Source organism: Coprococcus hominis (ex Arizal et al. 2022), from assembly GCF_040094675.1.
Lineage (GTDB): Bacteria > Bacillota > Clostridia > Lachnospirales > Lachnospiraceae > Coprococcus_C > Coprococcus_C hominis.
The window spans coordinates 79870-101361 of sequence record NZ_JBBNHG010000034.1; the positions used below are offsets into that span (position 1 = coordinate 79870).

13 protein-coding genes and 4 pseudogenes are annotated in these 21492 nt (G+C 50.5%); 2 read left to right on the forward strand and 15 right to left on the reverse strand.

Features of this window, described 5'->3' with window-relative positions; all coding sequences use genetic code 11:
- Positions 1 to 92 precede the first annotated feature (92 nt).
- Positions 93 to 449 carry a helix-turn-helix domain-containing protein gene (locus tag AAAT93_RS10065; protein ID WP_227573384.1) on the forward strand — a complete coding sequence of 119 codons (357 nt, stop codon included), beginning with the start codon at positions 93 to 95 and terminating at the stop codon, positions 447 to 449.
- A gap of 223 nt (positions 450 to 672) precedes the next feature.
- Here AAAT93_RS10065 and AAAT93_RS10070 read toward each other — a convergent pair.
- From AAAT93_RS10070 to AAAT93_RS10125, 13 genes and pseudogenes are all read right to left on the reverse strand, one after another.
- Positions 673 to 1716 (reverse strand): annotated as a pseudogene (locus AAAT93_RS10070) (relaxase/mobilization nuclease domain-containing protein); the annotation flags it as partial.
- Positions 1717 to 1832: 116 nt separating this feature from the next.
- A complete protein-coding gene (locus tag AAAT93_RS10075; RefSeq protein WP_227573385.1) occupies positions 1833 to 3635 on the reverse strand; it encodes a reverse transcriptase domain-containing protein in 1803 nt (600 codons plus the stop codon).
- 577 nt (positions 3636 to 4212) lie between these two features.
- Positions 4213 to 4584, reverse strand: a pseudogene (locus AAAT93_RS10080) (relaxase/mobilization nuclease domain-containing protein); the annotation flags it as partial.
- A 54-nt stretch (positions 4585 to 4638) separates the two neighbouring features.
- Complete coding sequence (locus AAAT93_RS10085; protein WP_227573386.1) at positions 4639 to 4965, reverse strand: hypothetical protein; 327 nt, start codon at positions 4963 to 4965, stop codon at positions 4639 to 4641.
- Positions 4962 to 5816, reverse strand: a complete 855-nt coding sequence (locus tag AAAT93_RS10090) for a nucleotidyl transferase AbiEii/AbiGii toxin family protein (protein WP_227573387.1) — start codon at positions 5814 to 5816, stop codon at positions 4962 to 4964. The genes AAAT93_RS10085 and AAAT93_RS10090 overlap by 4 nt, the downstream gene beginning before the upstream one ends.
- On the reverse strand, positions 5813 to 6406 hold the full coding sequence (locus tag AAAT93_RS10095) for a type IV toxin-antitoxin system AbiEi family antitoxin domain-containing protein (RefSeq protein ID WP_431834929.1): 594 nt from the start codon (positions 6404 to 6406) through the stop codon (positions 5813 to 5815). The genes AAAT93_RS10090 and AAAT93_RS10095 overlap by 4 nt, the downstream gene beginning before the upstream one ends.
- Positions 6407 to 6540: 134 nt before the next feature.
- Positions 6541 to 6840 carry a CD1845 family protein gene (locus AAAT93_RS10100; RefSeq protein WP_227573388.1) on the reverse strand — a complete coding sequence of 100 codons (300 nt, stop codon included), beginning with the start codon at positions 6838 to 6840 and terminating at the stop codon, positions 6541 to 6543.
- Positions 6837 to 7139: a hypothetical protein gene (locus tag AAAT93_RS10105; RefSeq protein ID WP_227573389.1), complete on the reverse strand. Its 303-nt coding sequence runs from the start codon at positions 7137 to 7139 to the stop codon at positions 6837 to 6839. The genes AAAT93_RS10100 and AAAT93_RS10105 overlap by 4 nt, the downstream gene beginning before the upstream one ends.
- Before the next feature lie 151 nt (positions 7140 to 7290).
- A complete protein-coding gene (locus AAAT93_RS10110) occupies positions 7291 to 7629 on the reverse strand; it encodes a plasmid mobilization protein (RefSeq protein WP_227573390.1) in 339 nt (112 codons plus the stop codon).
- Between the two features lie 2 nt (positions 7630 to 7631).
- On the reverse strand, positions 7632 to 8438 hold the full coding sequence (locus tag AAAT93_RS10115; RefSeq protein ID WP_227573391.1) for a DUF3848 domain-containing protein: 807 nt from the start codon (positions 8436 to 8438) through the stop codon (positions 7632 to 7634).
- A 1-nt stretch (position 8439) separates the two neighbouring features.
- Positions 8440 to 14967 (reverse strand): annotated as a pseudogene (locus tag AAAT93_RS10120) (SNF2-related protein); the annotation flags it as partial.
- A gap of 189 nt (positions 14968 to 15156) precedes the next feature.
- Positions 15157 to 16263 (reverse strand): annotated as a pseudogene (locus AAAT93_RS13660) (SNF2-related protein); the annotation flags it as partial.
- Between the two features lie 209 nt (positions 16264 to 16472).
- A complete protein-coding gene (locus AAAT93_RS10125; RefSeq protein WP_431834928.1) occupies positions 16473 to 16817 on the reverse strand; it encodes a TnpV protein in 345 nt (114 codons plus the stop codon).
- Here AAAT93_RS10125 and AAAT93_RS10130 point away from each other — a divergent pair.
- A complete protein-coding gene (locus AAAT93_RS10130; protein WP_227573394.1) occupies positions 16816 to 17274 on the forward strand; it encodes a hypothetical protein in 459 nt (152 codons plus the stop codon). The genes AAAT93_RS10125 and AAAT93_RS10130 overlap by 2 nt on opposite strands.
- 405 nt (positions 17275 to 17679) lie before the next feature.
- Here the strand turns inward: AAAT93_RS10130 and AAAT93_RS10135 are convergent, their stop codons facing one another.
- Positions 17680 to 17895 (reverse strand): transposon-transfer assisting family protein, encoded by a 216-nt coding sequence (locus AAAT93_RS10135; RefSeq protein WP_227573395.1) that lies wholly within the window; start codon positions 17893 to 17895, stop codon positions 17680 to 17682.
- A 1-nt stretch (position 17896) separates the two neighbouring features.
- Positions 17897 to 21490: an LPD28 domain-containing protein gene (locus tag AAAT93_RS10140; RefSeq protein ID WP_227573396.1), complete on the reverse strand. Its 3594-nt coding sequence runs from the start codon at positions 21488 to 21490 to the stop codon at positions 17897 to 17899.
- Positions 21491 to 21492: the final 2 nt, after the last annotated feature.

A 21492-nucleotide genomic window follows, 5' to 3' on the forward strand; every position in this document is an offset into this window, starting at 1 on the left:
CAAAATCGGTATAATCAGCCTTGTTGACAAGCACAATAAGGTTATTCCCTTGTGAAAATCAGCACGATAAAATATATTTGAGGTGAATGATTATGCCGATTGATGATTTAACCGCTTTGGGACAAAAAATGCGGGAAGCCCGAAAGAAAAAAGACCTGACACAGCAAGAGCTTTCCGATCTGAGTCATGTATCTGTCAAGCAGATTGCCAACATCGAAAAGGGAAAGATGAATCCGTCTTACTTGATTTTGAAGGCATTGGCAAAGGTGCTGCCGATCTCTCTGGACTCTCTGATCAATCCAGATGTTTCTCCAGAAGATGAGGGAGCCAATCAAATGAAGATGCTTTATTGCAGCTGTCCATCAGAAATGCGTGAAACCCTCTTGCACCATACGCAGGAGACCGCAAAAGAACTAACAGAACTATCCGAGAAATTTGAAACGAATTGAGCCGGTGAGTGAAATTTGACTGTTTCCTCACTGGCTCCTTTCATTTCCGGGTAAAAAGAGGCAAGCAATGCCGGTGTTAATACACACCGACCCGCAGAGTGCAAACTCCCTCCGTGATTTTCCTCTCCGCTTGCTTGTTGAGGGCAGCGCCCCCAAGCCCCTTTGAACACAGAATTTCATTCTGTGGCTACGCGTTCTGCGAACGCTTTTGACCAGGACCAGCTTACCGCTGGCCGTGGTCTTTTTCTTTTTCAACATCCTGTTCTACCTCCATTTTCAGGACCCGATCCACATTGGCCTTTGCCGTCAAAAGCTCCCGCATTTCCTCACGGGAACGCCGGTACTCGGCATAGGTCTTTTTCTTTTCTTCCAGCAATTTCGCGTACTCTGTCTGCAACTCTTTGACCTTGGGCAGCTTCTTGACTCCCATTTCATCAAATGCATTCTTAGCAGCCTGGTGGAGCAGAATTTCTTCCTCATGTTCCTCCCGAAATTTCTTGGAATATCCTGCCTTGCGGTATGCCACATAGACCTCACGGGTCTTGGCATAATTTACGATGTGAGTACGCAGAACAGCAATCTCTGCCATGCGCTTTTCAGCCGCTTTGATCTGCGCCGAAAGCTCATTGTGATGTGCCGTGGCAGCCGCAGCCTTTTCTTCCAAAACCGCATACTCCAGCAGATTGTTCTCTGACAGGTAATTCATTGTCTGCGCCATTTGCTTCAGATTGAAAACCTTAGCCCATCGAGCATACCCAGCACCTTTTCCAGCCTGCAATTTTGCCTGAATGTCCACCAGCAGATTGACCTTCGGCGGCTCTGCCTGTGTGACTGTTTTCTTTCGTGGGGTATGCGCTTTCTTCCCGGAGAGAACTGCCTGCAAATCTTCCAATCCATATCCTTCGCCCAGGCTGTCCATGCGGGCTGCTTTTTCCCAACCGGGGAGCTTCAGGCGATATGATTTTCCGCGCTTTGATACCTCACAGCCGGACTCTTGCAGCAGCCTCAGCAGCTCCTCAAAGTCAGCAGGACTTTGTGATAATGCATTATCAATCGCCACACGAAGCAGCTCTCGGTGAGAGGGCTTTGCCTGATCGCCCAGCCATTTGTTATAGCTCTTTCCGTGAGGTTTCGGGTTCTCTACAATAGACAGTCCGTTTTCAATGCAGATGGTGTCGCTCAACTGACGGACCGCCTTGGTGCTGCCCCAAAAGTTTCGGAATTTCCGGTCATATTCTAAGCTGACCGATGACCAGATAATGTGGTGGAGTAGGGAAGCACCGCCTTGTCACATTGCTGTGATAGGTTTGCGCCACCCTCTCCGGGAACCGTACGTACCCCTCTCGGAGTATACGGCTCTGTTACTGCTCGTTCAGACAAAACTCACTTTTTGTGGATAATACTGCGGTGGCAATCCCTGCACACCACAAGCGTTTTTCTGTGTTTGGCAATCATTGCGATTTCCCACCATTCCTTGCCTTTGAGATTTTTGAGTTTGTTAATGTGGTGAACCTCGTAATGGTCGCTCTCTGTCGTTCCGCATAACTCACAGACCTTTGCTTTCAGCCGGTTTTCAAGGGTATTGACTGCGTATCCGTAGACAACGGCAGCATTGCTGATGTAATCCGTAGCAGGGCCCTTGCCTTTGCAGTCGGCGTAATTTGCGAAGTAACGCCTTTTGTTTCCCTGCTTCGTTTCATAGGGTATACCCCATTTTCCTGTGCCATCATTAAACTTGTCAATGGTTTTGGATAGGCTGGTTTTATGCTTTGAAGCAAGGGTTTTTAAGCAACTGTATTCCATAAGGTAGGCAAGATAGTGCAGCTTGCAAAAGTTGCTTGCCATACCATAATAGTTGCATATTCCTCTTAACTCCGCATTGTATACTGAAACGATTTCTAAGTCTGTGAGCCCAACCAGATATTTCCGATGAACTGGAAACATGGAACCATCTTTCTTCTGTATCGCCACACCTTTAGTGAAAACGAATTGACGGATTTTATCGTTAAGTGGCACCAACAGTTCTACACCCCCATTGAGGGTACGCATTTTTACATGACCGGGGCCACCCCGCTTTATTTTTCCGCTTCTGCGCACACGCACATCATAGCCTAAGAACCTTGCACATTTACTGCTATGGGTTATGAGCGTTTTATCTTCACTGAGTTCCATTTTCAGTGTATCTCCGATAAACTCGGCCAGTTTGCTCTTAATCCATTGACAGTCCTCACGGTTTCCCTTGACTGCTATTAGAAAATCATCCGCATACCGAACATATTTCAGTTTTTTGTCGGTCTGCGCAGTGCAGGGAATGGTCATCAGTTTCTGACGTTTGGGCTTATACTCTGCCAGCACCATTTCCCTTTCCTCACCTGTTACTTTCGTCAAGCGGTGGGATAGCCGTTTGATTTCATTGTGCAGCTCTCGGTATTCAGGTGTGATTTGTCCCACTCCGGGCGTGTCAAATTCGGATTTCAACTTCATTACAAACTTGTCCAATTCATGCAGGTAGATGTTGGCGAGTAGCGGAGAAATGATACCGCCTTGCGGTGTACCGCTGTACGTCTTATGGTACTGCCAATTCTCTAAATATCCTGCTTTTAGGAATTTGTAAATCAGCTTGGTTATCCGAGCGTCCTTGATTTTATTGTTCAGCAAGCCTACAAGAACAGCGTGGTTGATGTTGTCAAAGCAACCTTTGATGTCGCCTTCAACAAACCAACGCGTACCGTTGAACTCCCGTCTCAACTGTTTTAAGGCCGTATGACAACTTCTTTTTGGCCTAAAACCGTGGGAGACATCCAGAAAGATAGGTTCATATACCGCTTCCAGTATCATCCGCAACACTTCCTGCACCAATTTGTCAGTAAAGGTTGGTATACCTAAGGGACGCAGCTTTTTGCGGTTATTCTTCTTCTGGATATAGGTTCGCCTCACCGGCATGGGCTGATAGGTTTCGTCCGCCAATGCTTTGATAATACTATCTATTTTGGCTTCACTGAAACCGTCCGCCGTATCCTCGTTTACTCCTTTTGTTGCCGCACCGTTGTTGGCATACAGGTTTTTGTATGCCACAAAGTAAATGTCAGGACGCAACAGATAGCGATACAGTTTTGTAAATACTTCTTCTTTATTTGCAAGTGAGTTTTGACTGATTCTTGCTAAAATTTCCGTTGTTGGCTTCATGTGAGGTTTTCCTCCCTAATCAACTTCTAATTTTAGTGCGCAATAACTGTGCCCCTTCGCCATGTAAGGGTCATTACCCCTCTCGGACTACTACGAGCACTCCGTACCCATGCAGGATTTTCAGGCTCCAAAGCCATAGCCGCTTTTTCATTCCCCCTTTCGTGCGGCACTCCTGGTTAGGGCATCCCCGGTTAGCAATGAGACTTGGTAAATTCGGATTCTCGGTATCGCTTTCGCTTCGTTACCATAGGTTCCCCTACAGGTTGTACGGAATGATTGATAACCGACAAGCCCACAACCATAACTTGCCTTTTCCGTACCAGAGGTTTCAGGCAATTTTCCTCTATCGGCACATAACAGAAACTGGAAGCTCACGTTCAGTAAATCCAACTTATACCTTATATCCGATTAACATTGCGGTTCAGTCGCACCCGATTGCCTTTAGGTGACTTACCGCTTTCCAGCCGTACTGTGTTCCCGTGTCAGCTTTCGCCTTTCGGTTAGGCTGGTTGTTTCCCGCGTTATCTTACGGGGCAGTACCTCATACTGCTTTTCTCATTGCCCTATCCGGGCGTACATTGTGAATGTGCGATTTGTCTATATGAGTGCAGACCACAAAGGCATGATTGCCCTTGGTAAAACGCTTGGCAAAATCCACACCCAGCCGGTTCGCTTCTTCCGGAGTGATCTCACCGGGGCGGAACGACTGGCGCACATGATAGGCAATCACATCATCCGCACCTCGCACTCGTCCGGTAGCGGCAATGTACTGCCGCTTTGCCAGAAGAAACTCTGCATCCGCAGTCCGGCTGTCACACGCATAGCCGGTAATGAGTCTGCCGTCATCTGTTTTCTTTGGGTTGGCCACATAGTCGATGATGTCACTGATCGCCCGACTTTCTGTGCGGCCCTTGCCGACATGAAGCGGCATGATTCTCGTGGTTGCCATAGGTCAGACCTCCTTCCCGAAAAGAAAACGGCCTGCCATAGCAGACCGCTTTCACTATTCTATAAAACTTTCTTCATCGAAAAAATTGAACTCATCATCTTCTAAGTGTCTTGGTGGAAATCTCATTTCATATTGCTCTTGCGCCAATGCACGGACATCAGGCCGCCTATCCTTTAGTCGATTTTTCAGCCAGGACAACTGTTCTTTCGATAGCCTCCATGGAAGATTCAAAAGACGATTCAGTGTCATCAGTTCAGCCTGCTTTTCTGCTGGTAGCGAAGCACAGGATTTACAAATGTGGGCTGCATGACCTTTGCCTGAAAATTTTTCGTTGGCTTTGTATTCGCCACAAATTTTACAATAGTGTCCATGCTTTTTCATAAGCTGATGCCCTTCTCGCAAAGAACATATAACCTGCGAATTGCTTTCATAATCACATCCCATTCCAAGTCAGAAGCATAAGAAAACTTTTTACGGTATGCCTCCCAAAGTTTTTGCATAACTGAATCATTTTCCACTTCGTCAAAAACTTCTTCAGCCTGGTTAAGATACTTCTCCGATCCCCGTTTATGAGCAGTTGCCAGAAGCGCATCATGTAAAATTTTCAGGTTCAGCGTAGTTCCATGCAGCTGTTCTAAAATGTAAATATCGTAGAAATCTCTCATGCGGGTATTGGTTGTGGCTCTGGTAATAATAGTTTCCAGTTTTTCTGCCAGCACAGTTTCTAAATTATAAGCCCAAATATCAATGGAGCGATCTTCCAACATAAGTTTGAATGAATACCGGACCTCTCTTGGAGTAATTGCATCTCCCGTAGAAATATCAATTTTCAAAGGGGTCACTACACCATCGAATGTTGTACTCATGCTGACACGAATACCTGGATACTCTGCTTCATCCATAATCTCCGAAATACTTTTTAGCTGAAATTTAACACCATCATCAATCGGAACAGTTACGATTGATGAAATTAGATTCTCAATATCCTCCACATTGACATTGGCTCCTTTTATGGTTGCATCCAAATCCATCGTAGAACGAGCATCCAATCCAACCATAGCTGCTACCAACATACCACCCTTCAAGATAAACTTATCACGATATTCAGAAAGAGAAATACGCTCCAAAAAACGCTCCATCATGTAGTTCCTCATTAAAATCTGAGCATCTGCGGATTTTTCTCTGGAAAGGTTTCGTATTAAATCTTTAAGCTGCCTTGCTGTTTTTATCATAAAAGTACCTCCAAATACTGTCGTAAAATTTTTTCCACCTTGAACATCCCAGCATATTGCATTAAAGCTCGCAGGTTCTTATCTTTTCTACGGGCATAAGATTTTAGCGCTCCCTGAAAGGTCTGAATTTCAATTCTGCTGCGGCTTCTGAGCAAATCACAGATCGTCCGCTCCATATCATAAACCGGCACAGTATGCCCGAACGGAGTTTTCGCTGTTGTAAGTCCTACATCATGTAAGTCTGCTTTAATCGTAAAAACTTGAATGCCTTCTGCTTTCATTTTGCTTGGATTGCATCCAGTTTTGACCGTAACTGTATATTCTATTGGCTCACGGTCTGTCAGATCGTGAAAAAATAAAGCTGTTTCATGTGAAAATACTGCTTGTTCAAATCGCAAATGAAGCAGATACATAGCATCCACCCAAGAATCTTTAGACAGATAAATCCCATGTGCGACTCTATCCAAATCTCGTGAACGCACATAATCATAAAATACCGGCTTTGAAATTCCAGAAGATACGACCTGTGATGTTCGCAGCATTCCTTCTTGTTCTGTTAGCATCTGATCCAGCTGTTCAAATTGTCCCATCATATCACTTCCTTTCACACTAATATTATACGCAATATTAGTTCAAAAGTAAAGTCGTTGATATATAGTTCCTCTTTCCAAATTTAACAGACGGTGTTTGGCGGTGTTTGGCATTTTGTGGCTTTGCGTATTTTTTATCCATACACCCAATCCTGAATGGCAAATTTCAAACTCTGCACCTTTCCCAGCAGCCAGATTGCAGCCAGCGGCAGCCCCATCGGGCTAATTAAAAATGCCATAACCAGCAAAATCACACCATTCTGCGGGGAATAGGTAATAAGCACAGCCACACCAAGCAGAGCAATTACCATGCTGAGCAGACCAAGCACCAGACCGGATATGTAGATCAGCCCCATGCAGAGCCAGACAAAAAGCGTCAGCACCAAAATGACCGGTGCAGTTACGATCATCAGCAGGCATTTCAAAATCTTCATTCCAGTTCCTCCTTCCAACGCTCCAGATGCCGTTTGCACAGGGCATCTGCTTCTCTCTCATCATCTTCCGTCACTTCCCGTTTACCTTTGGTCAGTTCAATCTCCAGATAAGTCCGGTAATCATCAGCTAAGAGGTCGAACAGTTCCTTGGGAGTATGGCACACCTCGCCGGTGCAATAGTGAAAGTCCTGGTCAAATTCAACCCTTACACATCCATGACGGCTGATATAAACTTCGGTGGTCTCGTCTGCGGCCAGATAATCCGCAAAAATCTCCAGCACTTTTTCAAAGGTCAGCATCTGTTTTCACTCCTTTGCTCCACTTCTTATTCTACTCATATTATCCGGTACGGACAGGCAAAAGACAAGGATACCGGCAAAAAGAAAAAGCGGAGGGAGATGCGGCGAAGAAACGCCGTTCCTCCCTCCGCAAATGGAGTATCTATCCCTATTATGAAAGTTTGGAAAGCTGGGTAAGGATTTCCTTCACACCCGCCCATAACTGTTCCTGCCGCCGGGATATATCCTCCAAGTCAGCATCATAAACCCGCCCGGTCTCATGCACTTTACGGGTCAGCTGATTCAAGTTATTGCTGCTTCGGCGCATCAGGGAGACCAGCTCCTTCAGCTCCGGCAGTTCCAACTTGACCACATATCCATCCAGTGCCATTTTCCGCAGATAAGCACTCAGATTTTCTGTTCCGTATTGCTGCATCTTTTGATGAATCAGCTCCAGTTCCTCAGCGGACACCCAAAACAAAACCGGAACATCCCGCTTACGCTTTGCCATAGTTATCGTTCCGGCTCCCGTTTCTTTGGGGCAGCAGGCTTATGGGCAGGCAGTTCCTGCTTGAGCTTTTGCAGGACAGAGCCTTTTTCTTTCTCCTGAACAGCCTTTCGAGCCTGTCTTGTAAACAGATCCACCAGTCCCGGATTGACCCGATCCACTATCAGATCAGCACATTGCTGGGAAGTGGCACTATCCTCCGGCATTGGAATGGTCTTTGCCCATGCTTTGTTGTCACGAGAAATCCGCCCATCTGCATCCTTATGCTGAATCGTATTGGCGAGAATAAAGTTCATCCGCTCTGCTCCAAATTCCTCCAAAATCTCTTGCACCGCAGAAGCAGTATCTAGCCTGTTATCCCTATAATGGGCACTGATTGCCTGCTCAATGGAAACTTTGCAGGAAAAATTCGCCTGGTCAGAAAGCCAGTATGCGTCTGTTTCTCCATGCTTAGTCGCGTATGAAGCAGAATGAAGATAAACTACCATGGGATTAAGTTCTTCTGGTTCTTTGCATACCTCATTGGCTCGGCTTTCAATACTGTCTCGGATCACATCCATATAGCCGGTCTCCAGCTTGTCAAAATAGCGGTACACATCCGCCAGCGGCGAGGGAGATTCCAAAAGCGCCTGGGCCTGAGCATCGGTCAGCTCCAGTTCCTCCATCGCCATCACAATGTCCTCACGGACCGTATACTCATAGGTGTGGTGCAGGATTTCTTCCGGGGGCTGGCTTTTCAGCCAGTCCCTGTATTTGTCCTGCTCAGCGGCCATCTTTTCATAAAGAGCCGTATTCAGATCGTTGGTATTCATGTTATCGCACCTCCTCATGCTGTTTTGGTTTCTTGTCTGTACTACGGGGCGGCACCGGGCGTTTCAGATGATCCAGCACCGAAGGCCGTGTGCTTTTGGCAACAGCGGACTCAGTGTGTGCCTGTCCCTGTCCCTTTCCGTCGATGTTGAGCAGGGTATCCAGCTCCACCAGACGGGCGTTTTTGCTTCTCAGTTCTTCTTCATAAAGGAATGGCTTTCCGACTTCCTCCTTTGCGGCAGCCTGCTGCTGACAGAGGTTATCCAGCTGTGCCTTTGCCGCCTCCAGACGCTGGGGCATCTGGGCGAGGGCATTGTCGATACGGGTAAGATTTCCGCGAGGGTCTGCACCAAGGGTTGCCCTGTGGGTCATCTGTCCTTTCAGCAGGAGCGTATATTCCTGTTTCCAAGCGGAAAATTCCACGGACATGGCATAGCCCCGGTAGCTGCCGATCTGCACCGGATCAGAGGTTTTGACCTCCTTGCAGGCATCCAAAAGGGCTGCACCGGCGTTCTCCTTATCGGTCAGCAGGTCTCCACGGATCTCCATACCAGCAAAGCCATCCTCCGGGTGCGGGTGAGCTGCCAAAACCTCCAGGTCAGATTCAAAGCCCTTGATAAAACCCTTGTGCTTTTCAATCTCCTCCGGGAAGTATTTGAGCAGCTGGTCCTCCAGACAATACTGCTTGCTCTGGTGGTCGGCTTTCATCAGCTTCAGGCGGGATACTTCCACATCCAGATCCATACGCTCTTTGATACGGGGGTCTCCGGCACACAAAGCCTTGATTTCAGCAAAGGAAAGCGCCGTTTCGTCCACATCATCGCAGGAGCGCACCGGCGATTTAGAAGTCATGATCTGGGAAATGAATTTCTGCTTATTCTCCACCGTCTGCCAGAGATATGCGTCAAAGGTTCCCTCAGTCACATAACGGTACACATGAACAAGGGGATTCTGGTTGCCCTGGCGCTCGATACGACCCTTGCGCTGGGCGAGGTCTCCCGGTCTCCACGGGCAGTCCAGGTCATGAAGTGCCACCAGACGGTCCTGCACATTGGTGCCTGCGCCCATCTTGGCAGTGCTTCCCATAAGTACACGCACCTGACCGGTACGGACTTTGGAGAACAGCTCCTTTTTCCGCACTTCGGTATTGGCTTCATGGATAAAAGCGATCTGGTCGGCAGGCATCCCCTGGGCAATGAGCTTTTGACGAATATCGTCATATACCGTAAAGGCCGGTTCCTGCTCCGGCAGAGGCACAGCGCTTTCCAGTGCATGAAGCAGTGGATTATCCAGCGTTTTCGCCGCCTTGCTTGCAGGCGCTTTTGCCTGCGGGGTAGAAATGTCGCAGAACACCAGCTGGGTCAGCTTGTCGGCTTCGCCATCCCGCCAGATCTGCATGATGTTCTCTACGCACTGATTGACCTTTGTGCCGGGTTCATCCGGCAGCATCTGGTTGACGATCCTCTGGTCCAGCCCCAGCTTGCGGCCATCCGAGGTAATCTTGAGCATATTGTCCTGAGACGGGTCAACGGTTCCACTGTGTACCAGCGATGCGCGCTCTGAAAGAGCCTTGACCATTTCCTGCTGATGTTCAGTAGGCTGTGCCACGATGTTGTGGTATTCCACCTCCGGGGTGGGGAGATTTAACTGGTCGGCAGTCTTAATGTCGGCCACTTCTTTGAACAGGTTCATCAGTTCAGGCAGGTTAAAGAACTTGCTGAATCTCGTTCTTGCCCGGTAGCCGGTGCCTTCCGGTGCCAGTTCCAATGCTGTGACGGTCTCCCCAAATCGGGAAGCCCAGCAGTCGAAGTGGGTCATGTTCAGCTCTTGCAGGCGTTCATACTGAAGATAACGCTGCATGGTGTAAAGCTCAGTCATGGAGTTGCTGACTGGGGTACCGGTGGCGAAAATTACACCACGGTTTCCGGTGATTTCATCCATATAGCGGCACTTGGCAAACATATCGGAGGATTTCTGCGCATCCGATGTGGATAAGCCTGCCACATTCCGCATTTTGGTGTATAAAAACAGGTTCTTGTAGTTGTGAGCCTCATCCACGAACAGCCGGTCCACACCCAGTTGCTCAAAAGTTACCACATCGTCTTTTCGCCCCTCGGCTTGCAGCTTTTCCAGTCTGGCTTCCAGAGACTTACGGGTACGCTCCAGCTGTTTGACTGTGAACCGCTCGCCGCCGCTGGCCTGCACCTCTGCGATGCCATCGGTAATCTCGTTGATCTGCTCATAGAGAAGCCGTTCCTGACGCTCCCGGCTGATGGGGATACGCTCAAACTGGCTGTGTCCCATGATGATGGCGTCATAGTCACCGGTGGCAATACGGGCGCAGAACTTCTTGCGGTTATGGGTCTCAAAGTCCTTTTTGGTTGTGACTAAGATGTTGGCAGAAGGATAGAGGCGCAGAAACTCCGACGCCCACTGCTCGGTCAAGTGATTTGGAACCACAAAGAGCGATTTCTGGCATAAGCCCAGGCGTTTAGCCTCCATCGCAGAGGCCACCATCTCAAATGTTTTGCCTGCGCCCACTTCGTGTGCCAACAGGGTATTACCGCCATACAGCACATGGGCAATGGCATTCAGCTGATGCTCCCGCAGGGTAATTTCCGGGTTCATGCCGCCAAAAGTGATATGGCTGCCATCATACTCGCGGGGACGGGTGGAGTTCATTTCTTCGTTGTACTGGCGCACCAGAGTCTGGCGGCGCTCCGGGTCTTTCCAGATCCAGTCCTTGAAGGCTTCCCGGATAGCCTGCTGCTTTTGGGCAGCCAGAGTGGTCTCCTTGGCGTTCAGCACGCGGCGCTCTTTTCCATCTGCGTCCTCTATGGTGTCATAGATACGGACATCCCGCAGGTTTAAGCTGTCCTCCAAAATCTTGTAGGCATTGGCACGACTGGTTCCGTAGGTGGTATTGGCAGCTACATCACTATAAGGAACAGAAGTTTTTCCTGTGATCTGCCATTCAGCGGTAAAGGACGAGTAATTGACCTCGATGCTGCGCTGGAGATAGTACGGAGTATGAAAGGTTTCATACATAAACTGCTGGATGTACTCCTTGTCGATCCAGGTAGCGCCCAGACGCACCTCAATTTCCGACGCATCCAGGTCTTTGGGCTGGGCGGCAGTAAGGGCTTCCACATTGACTGCATAAACCGGGTCCTGCTGTGCCGCCCGCTGTGCCTGACGCAGTTTACGGCGTACATTGCCGGAAAGGTATTCATCGGCGGTCACATAATGGGGCGATCCGTCCTGCTCCAGCTGTCCCGGTACACGGAAGATCACGCCTTGCAGTTCTCCGGCCAGTTCTTCTTTTGTTTTTCCGGTCAGCCGGCTCATATAGTCCATATCCACGCAGGCTTTTTCCGAGATGGACACCGCCAGCGCTTCACTTGCCGTATCCACCACAGCCACCGCCTGATGGGGCTTGATGGTCCGTTTGGTGAACATATCCGCCTTGCGTTCCAGCTTTCCATCCTCGTCAATGACTTCCAGCGCACAGAGCAGGTAATAGGAAGAATCATCTGCATAGGCCAGACGGTTTGCACGGTCATTGATGAGACCGTATTTGGCAGAAAAGCTGTCATAGAGCTGGTTCAGTTCCGCCTGCTTCTCCCGAATGGTGCTGTCCGGAACCGCTGCGTCCATCTGAAGATCGATCAGTTCCTGCACACACTCCCGCAGTCCCACAAGACCTTTCACACGGGCTTCGGCGGTAGCGTTGAGGTCAGGGCGCACCATACAGCTGTTTTCCCGGTAGTACACCTGCCCGTCTACAATGGCATAGGAATAGTTCTTCACATTGGGGTCGGCAGGAATGGAGGTGTCGATAGTTTCGCCTTCGCCCAGCTCCGGCAGTTCTGCCTCCTGATAAGTGCCATGAATATACTTCACAGCATCATGCAGCTGGTCGGAAAGTTCCAGTCCCTCGATAGGGTTCACGGTATAGTCCATACCGTGAACGGTGCTTACCGGCTCCTGTCTGCCCAGCACCATTTCCGGGTGGTCGATAAAATACCGGTTGATGGCAAACCCGTCCTCTGTCTGTCCAGTCTGGGTCCATTCCGGCACAATGTCCAGCGGGCGATCCCGCTTTTGGAGGAAGATGATGTCCGATACCACCTCGGCACCGGCATTCTTTTTGAACGCATCATTAGGCAGACGGATAGCTCCCAGCAGCTCGGAGCGCTGGGCAAGATAGCGGCGCACGGTGGAATCCTTGGCATCCATGGTATAGCGGGAGGTTACAAAAGCCACCACACCGCCGGGACGCACCTGGTCGAGTGCTTTGGCGAAAAAGTAGTTGTGAATACTAAAATTCAGCTTGTTGTAGGCTTTGTCATTGACCTGATACTGGCCGAAAGGCACATTGCCGATGGCAAGGTCAAAGAAGTCACGCCTGTCAGTGGTCTCAAAGCCGCCAACTGTGATGTCCGCCTTGGGATAGAGTTGCTTTGCGATGCGCCCGGAAACCGGGTCCAGCTCCACGCCGTACAGACGGCTGTTTCGCATTTCCTCCGGCAGCATACCGAAGAAGTTTCCTACACCCATAGACGGCTCCAGAATATTTCCGGTCTCAAATCCCATACGGCCCACCGCTTCATAGATGGCCTGAATGACCGTAGGGCTGGTGTAATGGGCGTTGAGGGTGGAGCTTCTGGCGGCGGCATATTCCTCCGGTGTCAGCAGCTCTTTCAGCTGGGCATACTCGGAAGCCCATGCCGATTTCTCCGGGTCAAAGGCGTCGGCAAGACCGCCCCAGCCCACATAGCGGGATAGGACTTCCTGCTGTTCCGGCGTTGCCTGTCCGGTGGTTTCCTCCAGGTATTTCAGCAGCTTGATTGCCTCGATATTTGCCTGGAACTTGGCTTTCGGACCGCCTTCACCCAAATGCTCATCGGTAATACGGAAGTTTTGTGCATTGCGGCGCAGGTTTGCCTTGTATTCCTCATAGGAGGCTTCCTCGGCAGCTTTGGCATTGGGGAAGGTCTGCCACTGGCCATTGACCTGAATGGAAACCGGGTGTTCGTCCAGCACTTCCTCAAAGGTTTTCTCCGGCTCTGTCACAGGGGCTGGTGGCTCCGGCTCATTGGTTCGCAGGGTCTGAATAACCACATCATAGGGCAGATTGTTTTTATCGCCCGGATAAACGGCTACGGTCTCGGAATGGAAGGCCGGGGCTTCAGCAACCGGTTCGGAGCGTTCCTGTCCAAAACCGTCCAGCTGGCGGGCATACATCCCGCGCAGCAAAGGCGCAACCTCATCCCAGCGAAAATACAGCACAGCCAGACGCTTTTCCTCTGCGTCCAGGACTTCCAGCTCCATGCCCTGTGCCGTGGTACGGTAATCGGCAATATCGCCGGTCTCCAGATCCAGCGTCTCGATCTCACGGGGATAGGCTCTGCTCAGCCAGTAGGCGATCTCGCTGTTGCTCCTGCCGGATTGCAACAGCGTGGAAACCTGTTTTTTATCCGCTTCATCCATCAGTCCATGAGCCAATACATCCTGCAGGTCCTGATCGGCTTTGTTCGGGTCAACGGGAAGAAACTCGGTATAGTAAGCATTGCGGCGATCTGCACGAAGCAGCTGTTCAAACTGTTCTTTGTGTTCTGCACGGTAGATGGGATACACCATACCGGTGGGCAGAAGCTGCACGGTGTCATCCCGCAGCTCGGTGATCTGATAGGCGTCATCCTCGATATACACGGTATCGCCCACGGCATAGGCCGGGGCGGCAGGGTCATAGGAGGTTCTTTGCGGAGTTGGGCGGCGAACTGCATCATATTCCTCATCGGAAATTGAAACTTCGGAAGTCTGCTCTGTCTCGGCAGCTGCAATCTGCTCTACATCCGACATCACTTGTTGGATAAACGGGTCATTGTCCAGTTTTTCCGGGTCTGCCACCTGACCGTTGACGATCCCTTTTTCCTCCAGGGCTTCCCGGATGGCGATAGGGTCGATGTTGTCAAAACGGTCCTGTTCTTCTTCGGTATAGAACCGGTCCTCCTGAATAAGCTGGGCAAGCCTGCGCTGTACCTTCGGCCAGGGCAGCTGCATTTCCTCCGGGCTTCCCGCACGAGTAATGAACAGGCTGTTGCTGTTACTGCCGCCGTATTCCTGAGCCAGCCATGCAGCGGTATCTTTCTCTCTTGCATGGTCTTTCATATAGCGGACGACAGCGTGTTTACTCTCAATATTGCCGTTCCATGCACAAAGGGCAGTATCAATATCTTCTTGAGAAAGAGGGCGCAGAAGTTCATGGAGCTTTGGATAGGTTTCGTCGATCACTTCCCGGTGCAGACGCTGGCGGAACTCCGGTATATCAGAATAAAGGCGGATCAGCTCCATATCCTTAGAACCAAGGACCGCACGGCGCACAGCAGCATTGCCCTCGATGACAGCATTTTCACGGTCAGAATGACCGCAGGCATTGCAGTATGCGGCATCCTCGGAAATGGCGGCAGTCACCACAGGCTTATATTGCTCGTACATTTCCCGAATTGTAGGGGCTGCGGTTGCTTCTGTATCCCGGAATACTCTGTTCCCGTCTGCACCAAACTCCGCTTCCTGAGCGTTGATGTGCTGTTCCGCTTCATGGTTGATAGAGGGCATGGAATATTCCTGACGCTCCTTGCCGTCCTCCGGTACAGCGGAAATGGTCACATCATGCTTATCACGCAGCTGTTCCACCATCTGCTCCAGCTGATTTGCCGGAAACCCGCACATTTCCACACGGCCACCGCCCGGAATCGCACGGGTAGTGAGATTGATGTTCAGTTCCGCAGCGGCTTCTTTGGCATCCTCACCGTACAGCTCAAAGAAATCGCCCATCTGATACAGAATCATATCATCCGGGTGGCGCACCTTGACACCGTTATATTCCCACACGGCAGAATCCGGCTGCTGGGCTTGGATGGCATCTTCTTCGGCCAGTTCCTTTTCAGCCTGGATTTTATCATACTGCGCCTGTTCCTGTTCGGTAAGATAGCGGCCTTTCTGAACAAGAGAGGTAATGCGCTTGGCAACCTTTTCCCAGTTCAAGTGAACATCCGGGCAGTCCTGCTTTTTATAGTGCACTCCTTTTCCGTCGTGATCTTCGCCGCTGTGTGTTGCGCCGGACAGGGCATGAGAGCGTCCGCCAATGCCATACTCGTCTTTGAGGAATCTCACTTTTTCCTTGTCCGTGTGGTTTTCCATGAAGAACGCATAGATACGGCCTTTTCCTCCGGCGAAACCGCTGCCGCCGGTCATGGCGGCGTCGATCTCATCCTCGGTAATGAAGTGCTGGACGGTTGGCACTTGAGAAAGGTCCGAAGAAAAAGTCCTGCGGGGCAGGTCAAGGTCTTTCAGGTTCTCCCAGATTTCCCTTGGCCTATGGTAGTGAAAGCGCAACAGGTCACGGTCCTGCTGATAGGCAGTCCAGAAGGCGGCGTATTCTTCCTTGAGGGTCTGACGGAAGGCCGGGTCATTCAGCTGCTCCGTCAGGCGGTGGGTCTCCTCCGGGAACCCATTGCCTTTGATCTCTGACAGGCAGGACAAATATCCGGCTTCTCTGGCGTCCTCACTGAGATCGTGATATAGGTTCCAGAACTTTGTGGCAAGAAGGGAGCGTTCATAGCCTGCCGCTTCTGCAAGCTCAACATTGGAGGCAAACTGGCCGCTCTCCAAAAGCTCCCCGATACGCTCTGCGGCGCTCTCCCAGGAAATGACCTGGGCAGACCTGTCATAACGGACAGACTTCCCGTGGGAAAGATGGATACCATCCTCGGCATACCATGCGCTCACACTGCCAAGGCCGTTGCCGCCGTGGTACAGCATTTTCAGTATCTCGGCAATCTCAGCGGTGGTTTTCTTCTTTTCAAAGGCTGCAACCACACGCTCTCTCTGGCGGTCTGTATTGCCGCCCAAACGCAGCACATGGTCGATGTCATTTTGGGCAAAAGAAAAAGCAGAGGATGTATGCGCTACATTCTCTGCTTCATCTATGGATTGGATCTGTTCCGCTTCGGAGAGGAACAGATTTAGGGTCAGCTGTTGATAAGCTCCGCCATCAGGATCTCCTCGGCCTGGGCTTTGCAGGTGTTCATCAGCCCCACCCACTTCATGGGATCGCTGGCTTTCAATTCCTCGGTGGCTCCCGCTTCCTTCGCCAGTCGGGGTATCATCTGCTCCAGTCTGCTCTGGGCGGTCTCGTCGATCTCCAGAAGGTGCGGGTACAGCTTCTCGCTCAGCAACATCTGGTTGTAGAGGATGGGACGGTGTTCTTTCAGGTAGGCTTTCCTCATCCTTCCGTACTTGCCCAGGGGTTTCTCCGGCTGCTGGCTCAGCTTCAGGTCGGGAATCAGATAGTCTCCGTTCTGGATATAGGTCATGGGATTGTTCATCTTGTTTGCTCCTTTCTTGGTTGGCTTCGCGCTCTGCATTTCGGACGGTGACGCCGATCTGCCGCAGCACCTGCTGGTTGATCTGGCTGACCGCTGTTCCCAGCGCCCCGATGGTGGACGGGGTGTTGAAATCAAAGATCGCCATGAAATCTTCGTGGTCGAAGTAGCGTTCCGGCTTCAGTCCGCAGCGGGACATCAAAGCGTAAGTGATACTGACGGTGGCGGCTGCCTTGAACTGCACTCCGATGTTATACTCATCATATTCCTCCAAAAAGGAACCGTCAACGATATAGAAGAAGTCCTGCTGATGCTCCGTCCAGTATTCCTCAGCCAGTTTTCCGGCTACCTCAGTGAGCTGTCCGGCAAGGTCATCACCATAGACATCGTAGGTGCGCTCCAGCATGGCCTGCACCGAATCCAGATGGCGCTCCTCCAGCTGCCATAGCCAGGGAGTGCGGGAATGTTCACGGGTTCCGGTGTCGGAAATGTCAAAGACATAGCGCAGGCGGGGTCTGTCCCCGGAATCGTCCACCAGAGCGATTCCCTTGGAACCGCGCCTTACATACCGGCCCATCTTTTCATTCCACAAATCGTACTCTGCACAGGCGGTGGCGTCCGGTCGCTGGGCGTAGATCATCAGCTGCTCATGGAACGGGTACTTGTAAAGGCGGGAAGCAGTGGTGAGAAACCCTGCCCATTCCTGCCAGCTCCCCGTGAGCTGTGTTGCCACCTTGTCCGCCATCTGTGCATAAAGTTCAGCTTTGGTTGGCATAGTGTTCTGTCCTCCCTTCGGTTTTTGGGTAAAAAGGCGGGGTGGCAATTTGCCACCCCATCCCTGCGGTTATGGTGTTTACTGGTCAAAATCCGGGTACAGCTCCAGCTCTGCAAAGTCCTCATCGGTCATCGCGCAGAGCTTCGTAAGGGCGCTGTCGGTCAGCTCCCTCAGTTCCGTTTCCTCCGGTAATAGCTCGCCGTGCATCTCATGCAGGCTGTCGATCAGCCCGGTGCGACTGCCGGTATTGTAAATGCACATCAGGTTCATTTCCTCAAAAGTAAAGTTTCCCATATCAAATCTCCCTTTCCGCACTCTTTTTGGGTGCCGTCTTTTTGTGTTCTGTTTTGGGCTGGCTTTTCAGCTGATCCACAACGGATTTTTTCTTTTCCCGTTCCTCCCGATGGGTGGCGGCTGCCAGATCCATCAGGGAAATGGGCTGACCGCTTCGGGCCTGCTGTTCCAGCTCTGCCACCGTAGGCTCTTTTGCGCCATTGTTGATGATACCATCAATCATGCCGTAATCGTCCTCCACGGCCATCTCCGCATTTTTCAGCGGATTTTCCGGCAGGAATCCGGGGATCTGGGTAAATCCAACGCTGTCACAGTAATGACAGGATACCTTACCGTCCTGTTTGATCGCAACGATGTCGCTGACGCTCATGGAAGGATGGTGGTAATCTGCCGGATGATCGTTGTTGAACTGATGATAAAGCTGTTCAACAGTAGCCTGCGGAGACTTGCAGGGTTCCAACGGCGCAGTATAGACCAGATCATAGTTTTCACGCTTTACCGTCTGTCCGATGGAGTGAAGCCAGTCCATCCCTTCATAGCGAATGTCACGCAATTCATCGGTATGCTTTACCTGATAGATGGCAAAGCAATCTCTGTTCTGGGAGAGAAATGCCTGTTCTCGTTCCTGCTGATGTTCCTGACGCTCCATGACCTTTTCGTGGAACTGAGGGCTTTTTTCCCATTCCTCACGATCCACACCGAAAAGACCGCCATGATCCATGATTTCCTGCGGGTCAAACACCATGCTCTCCGTATTATCCTCATGCAGCACATAAACCGTCAAACCGGCTGCATCCAGTTCCAGCGCCCGTTCTCTGGTAACAGGGAGCATCCCATCATAGGAGTAGCCGTATTCCTGCATATCCGGTGTGGATACCTGCTCATCCGGCATGGGGTATTCATCCAGTGCCTGCTCCTGTGCTTCCGGCAGCTGGGAAGAAGCAGCCATCTGACTGGCCTCTGCCTGCATCTGCTGATAGGCAGCTTCCTGTAAGGTCTCGATCATAGACAAGGGAGCGTGTCTGAGAGAAGTGCTGTCCAAATCGTTATCATCACAAATCTGGAGAACTGCCTTCATACGGGAAAGCTCCGGTGCGTCCAGCTGTCCTCCATCCAGCTCTTTCATGGATGCAGCATCGTAAAGGGTGTAGTCCCAACCGCTGTCACAGGGCTGGATATGAAGATAAGTGGCATCGTCAATTAGAAACAAAGCCTCCTGCTGGTTGGCATCCGCACCAAGTACCTCCATTTCCGGCATTGCCGCAGCCAGTTCCTGCACCGCTTTCTGTACCAGCGGATGATCACGGTAATAGTCAATGGACTGAATCGTATCCAGATAAATCGTATGCCCGGTCAAAATTGGAAAAGGTCCTTCATAGTCGCTCCCATCTTTCAGCTCAAAGCCAATTCCTTTGATCCCGTTCATCCGCTCTGCCGGGATCTCATGATAAATGCGGACAGCTTCCTCCAAAGACAGGTTATCGTGGTATTCTCCAAGGTTTGGAAACTCCATACACTCTGCTACATAGTAGCGAAGGGGGTTCTCCTTACTGACTGCTTCTTCGGCAGAGATAAGAGCATACTCCTGAATTTCTTCCGGCGAGAGTTTTTCCGGGTATTCCACATAACCAAATGCCTGTACCTTCCCATCCTCGTAGTTTTCCAGTGTTGGTGTGAAATGCACCTTGCAGCCCTCTTGGAAGGGATAAACACCTGCATCAGCCGCCGCTTTTGTGATGTAATATCGAAAGGTCTCGGACTCTTTTTGTATTTCCGGGGTGGCAGTAGCCATTTCTTTTTGGGAGTACAAATCAATCCCACGCTCTTTGCAAATTTCCTTGTAGTGGCGCTCAATGTCAGAGATAAGCTCACATGCTGTCTTATTGATAATTTCCAGGCTGTTTCGCAATTCCTTCAGTTCCTTGCCTTGACTCCAGCTTGCAATATAGCCAAAGCTGTTTTCTCCGGTCTCAATGCCAAAATACTGACAGACCGCATAGGAAATGCTTTCAGCCTCCACTTCCTCTGTGCGGCGGTCTTTCTTCTGCTCCTGCAAAAACTGGGCGAGGGTAGAAAAGCCGCCGGTAAAATTCAGCCCTTCTTCCTCGGTCAACATCAAGTATCCGGTCTCCGGCAGTTCCAGCGGCTCTGTCAGCAGAACGGAACCCGCATGGTTTACCAGCACCTTTTCTTCTACGCTGACCGGCTCTCCGGGGTCATCATCAGAACCGCGCAAGTCATAGCAATAAACACCCTCCGGCAGATTATCACGGGCAATCCGCCCATTAGAGAACAGACCGGGTTTCTCAAACAGCTCGATCTCCTGATATTGCTCGTCATTGGCAATCTGGATCTTTTTCCGGTTATGGAGCTTGCTGTGGGCAATTTCGTGAACCGATGCTGAAACCGTCTGCACCTCGCTCATGCCAAATCGAACCGAAATTCTTGGATTATCAATATAAAAATAACCATCCGTATCATCAGGCATTGCTTCTATGGTAATCGGTACCGGCGAACTGCGGCGCAGGGCTTCCATGAATACATCATAGTTCTCCACCGTACCAGAAAGGGAGGAGGCAAGCTCCGGCAAAGGTTTCCCATCGGTCTGGCTCACATCAAAGACCTTGACCGGACGGAACATAGGGATCTCGATTTCTTTTTCCTCTGTGACGATCTTTCCGTCTTTATCCAAAATCGGAGCCTTGGTATCCGGGTCCAGTTTCTGCTCCTCGATTTTCTTCTTATACGATGTGGGGGCGATGATGGTAATACCATGCTCGCCCTTTTTAACATGACGCTCAAACTGGTCTTTCCACTTATTGTATCCGGCAACCAAAGTGGCGTCCGGCTTCTGCATATAGATGAGCATGGTGTTGTTTACCGAATAGCGGTGGAATCGGGACATGACGGACAGATAGCGCATATACTTTTCGCTCTCAAACAGTTCCTTGATGCCCTGCTCGATGCCATCTGTGATTTCCCTTAACCGCTCTCGGTTGGTCGGTTTGTTCTCAGCCATGATTTTACATCTCCTTTCTAAGTGTGTGATTTCCGCTGTGTGTTCTGCAATCCATGCCTTTTGTTCTTCTTTACTTTCATAAAGGAAAAAGTCCAACAGATATTCCACATAGGCTTTCTTCTGGACTGCTTCCACAAAGCGGAGGTGCGGTTCTTCCTCCGGTGTCCGGGGAGAATGGTCGCTCTCCCACTTTTTCAGCAGATAGTAGTAATCGGACAGTACGCGATAACACCGCTGCCAATCCTCCTGAAACTGCTGTGCCTCGGTTTTCTGTCGGACATACCTCCTGCGGGGAGGGGCCTGACTGTCATAGATCAGGCCGAAGTCCTGTGCCAGTTTCTCTGCCGCTTCTTTGGGAGAGAGAGCAAAGAACTTTGCAGTAAAGTCGATCACATCGCCAGTAGCTCCGCAGCCGAAACAGTAGAAATATTCCTCGTTCAGCTTCATGCTGGGGTTCTTATCATCGTGAAAGGGACAGCAGGCCATACCATTTCGTTTGACCTCGATCCCATAAAACGCTGCTGCTTCTCTGGTGCTGACCGACTGCTTGACTGCTTCAAATACATTCTCTGCCATGT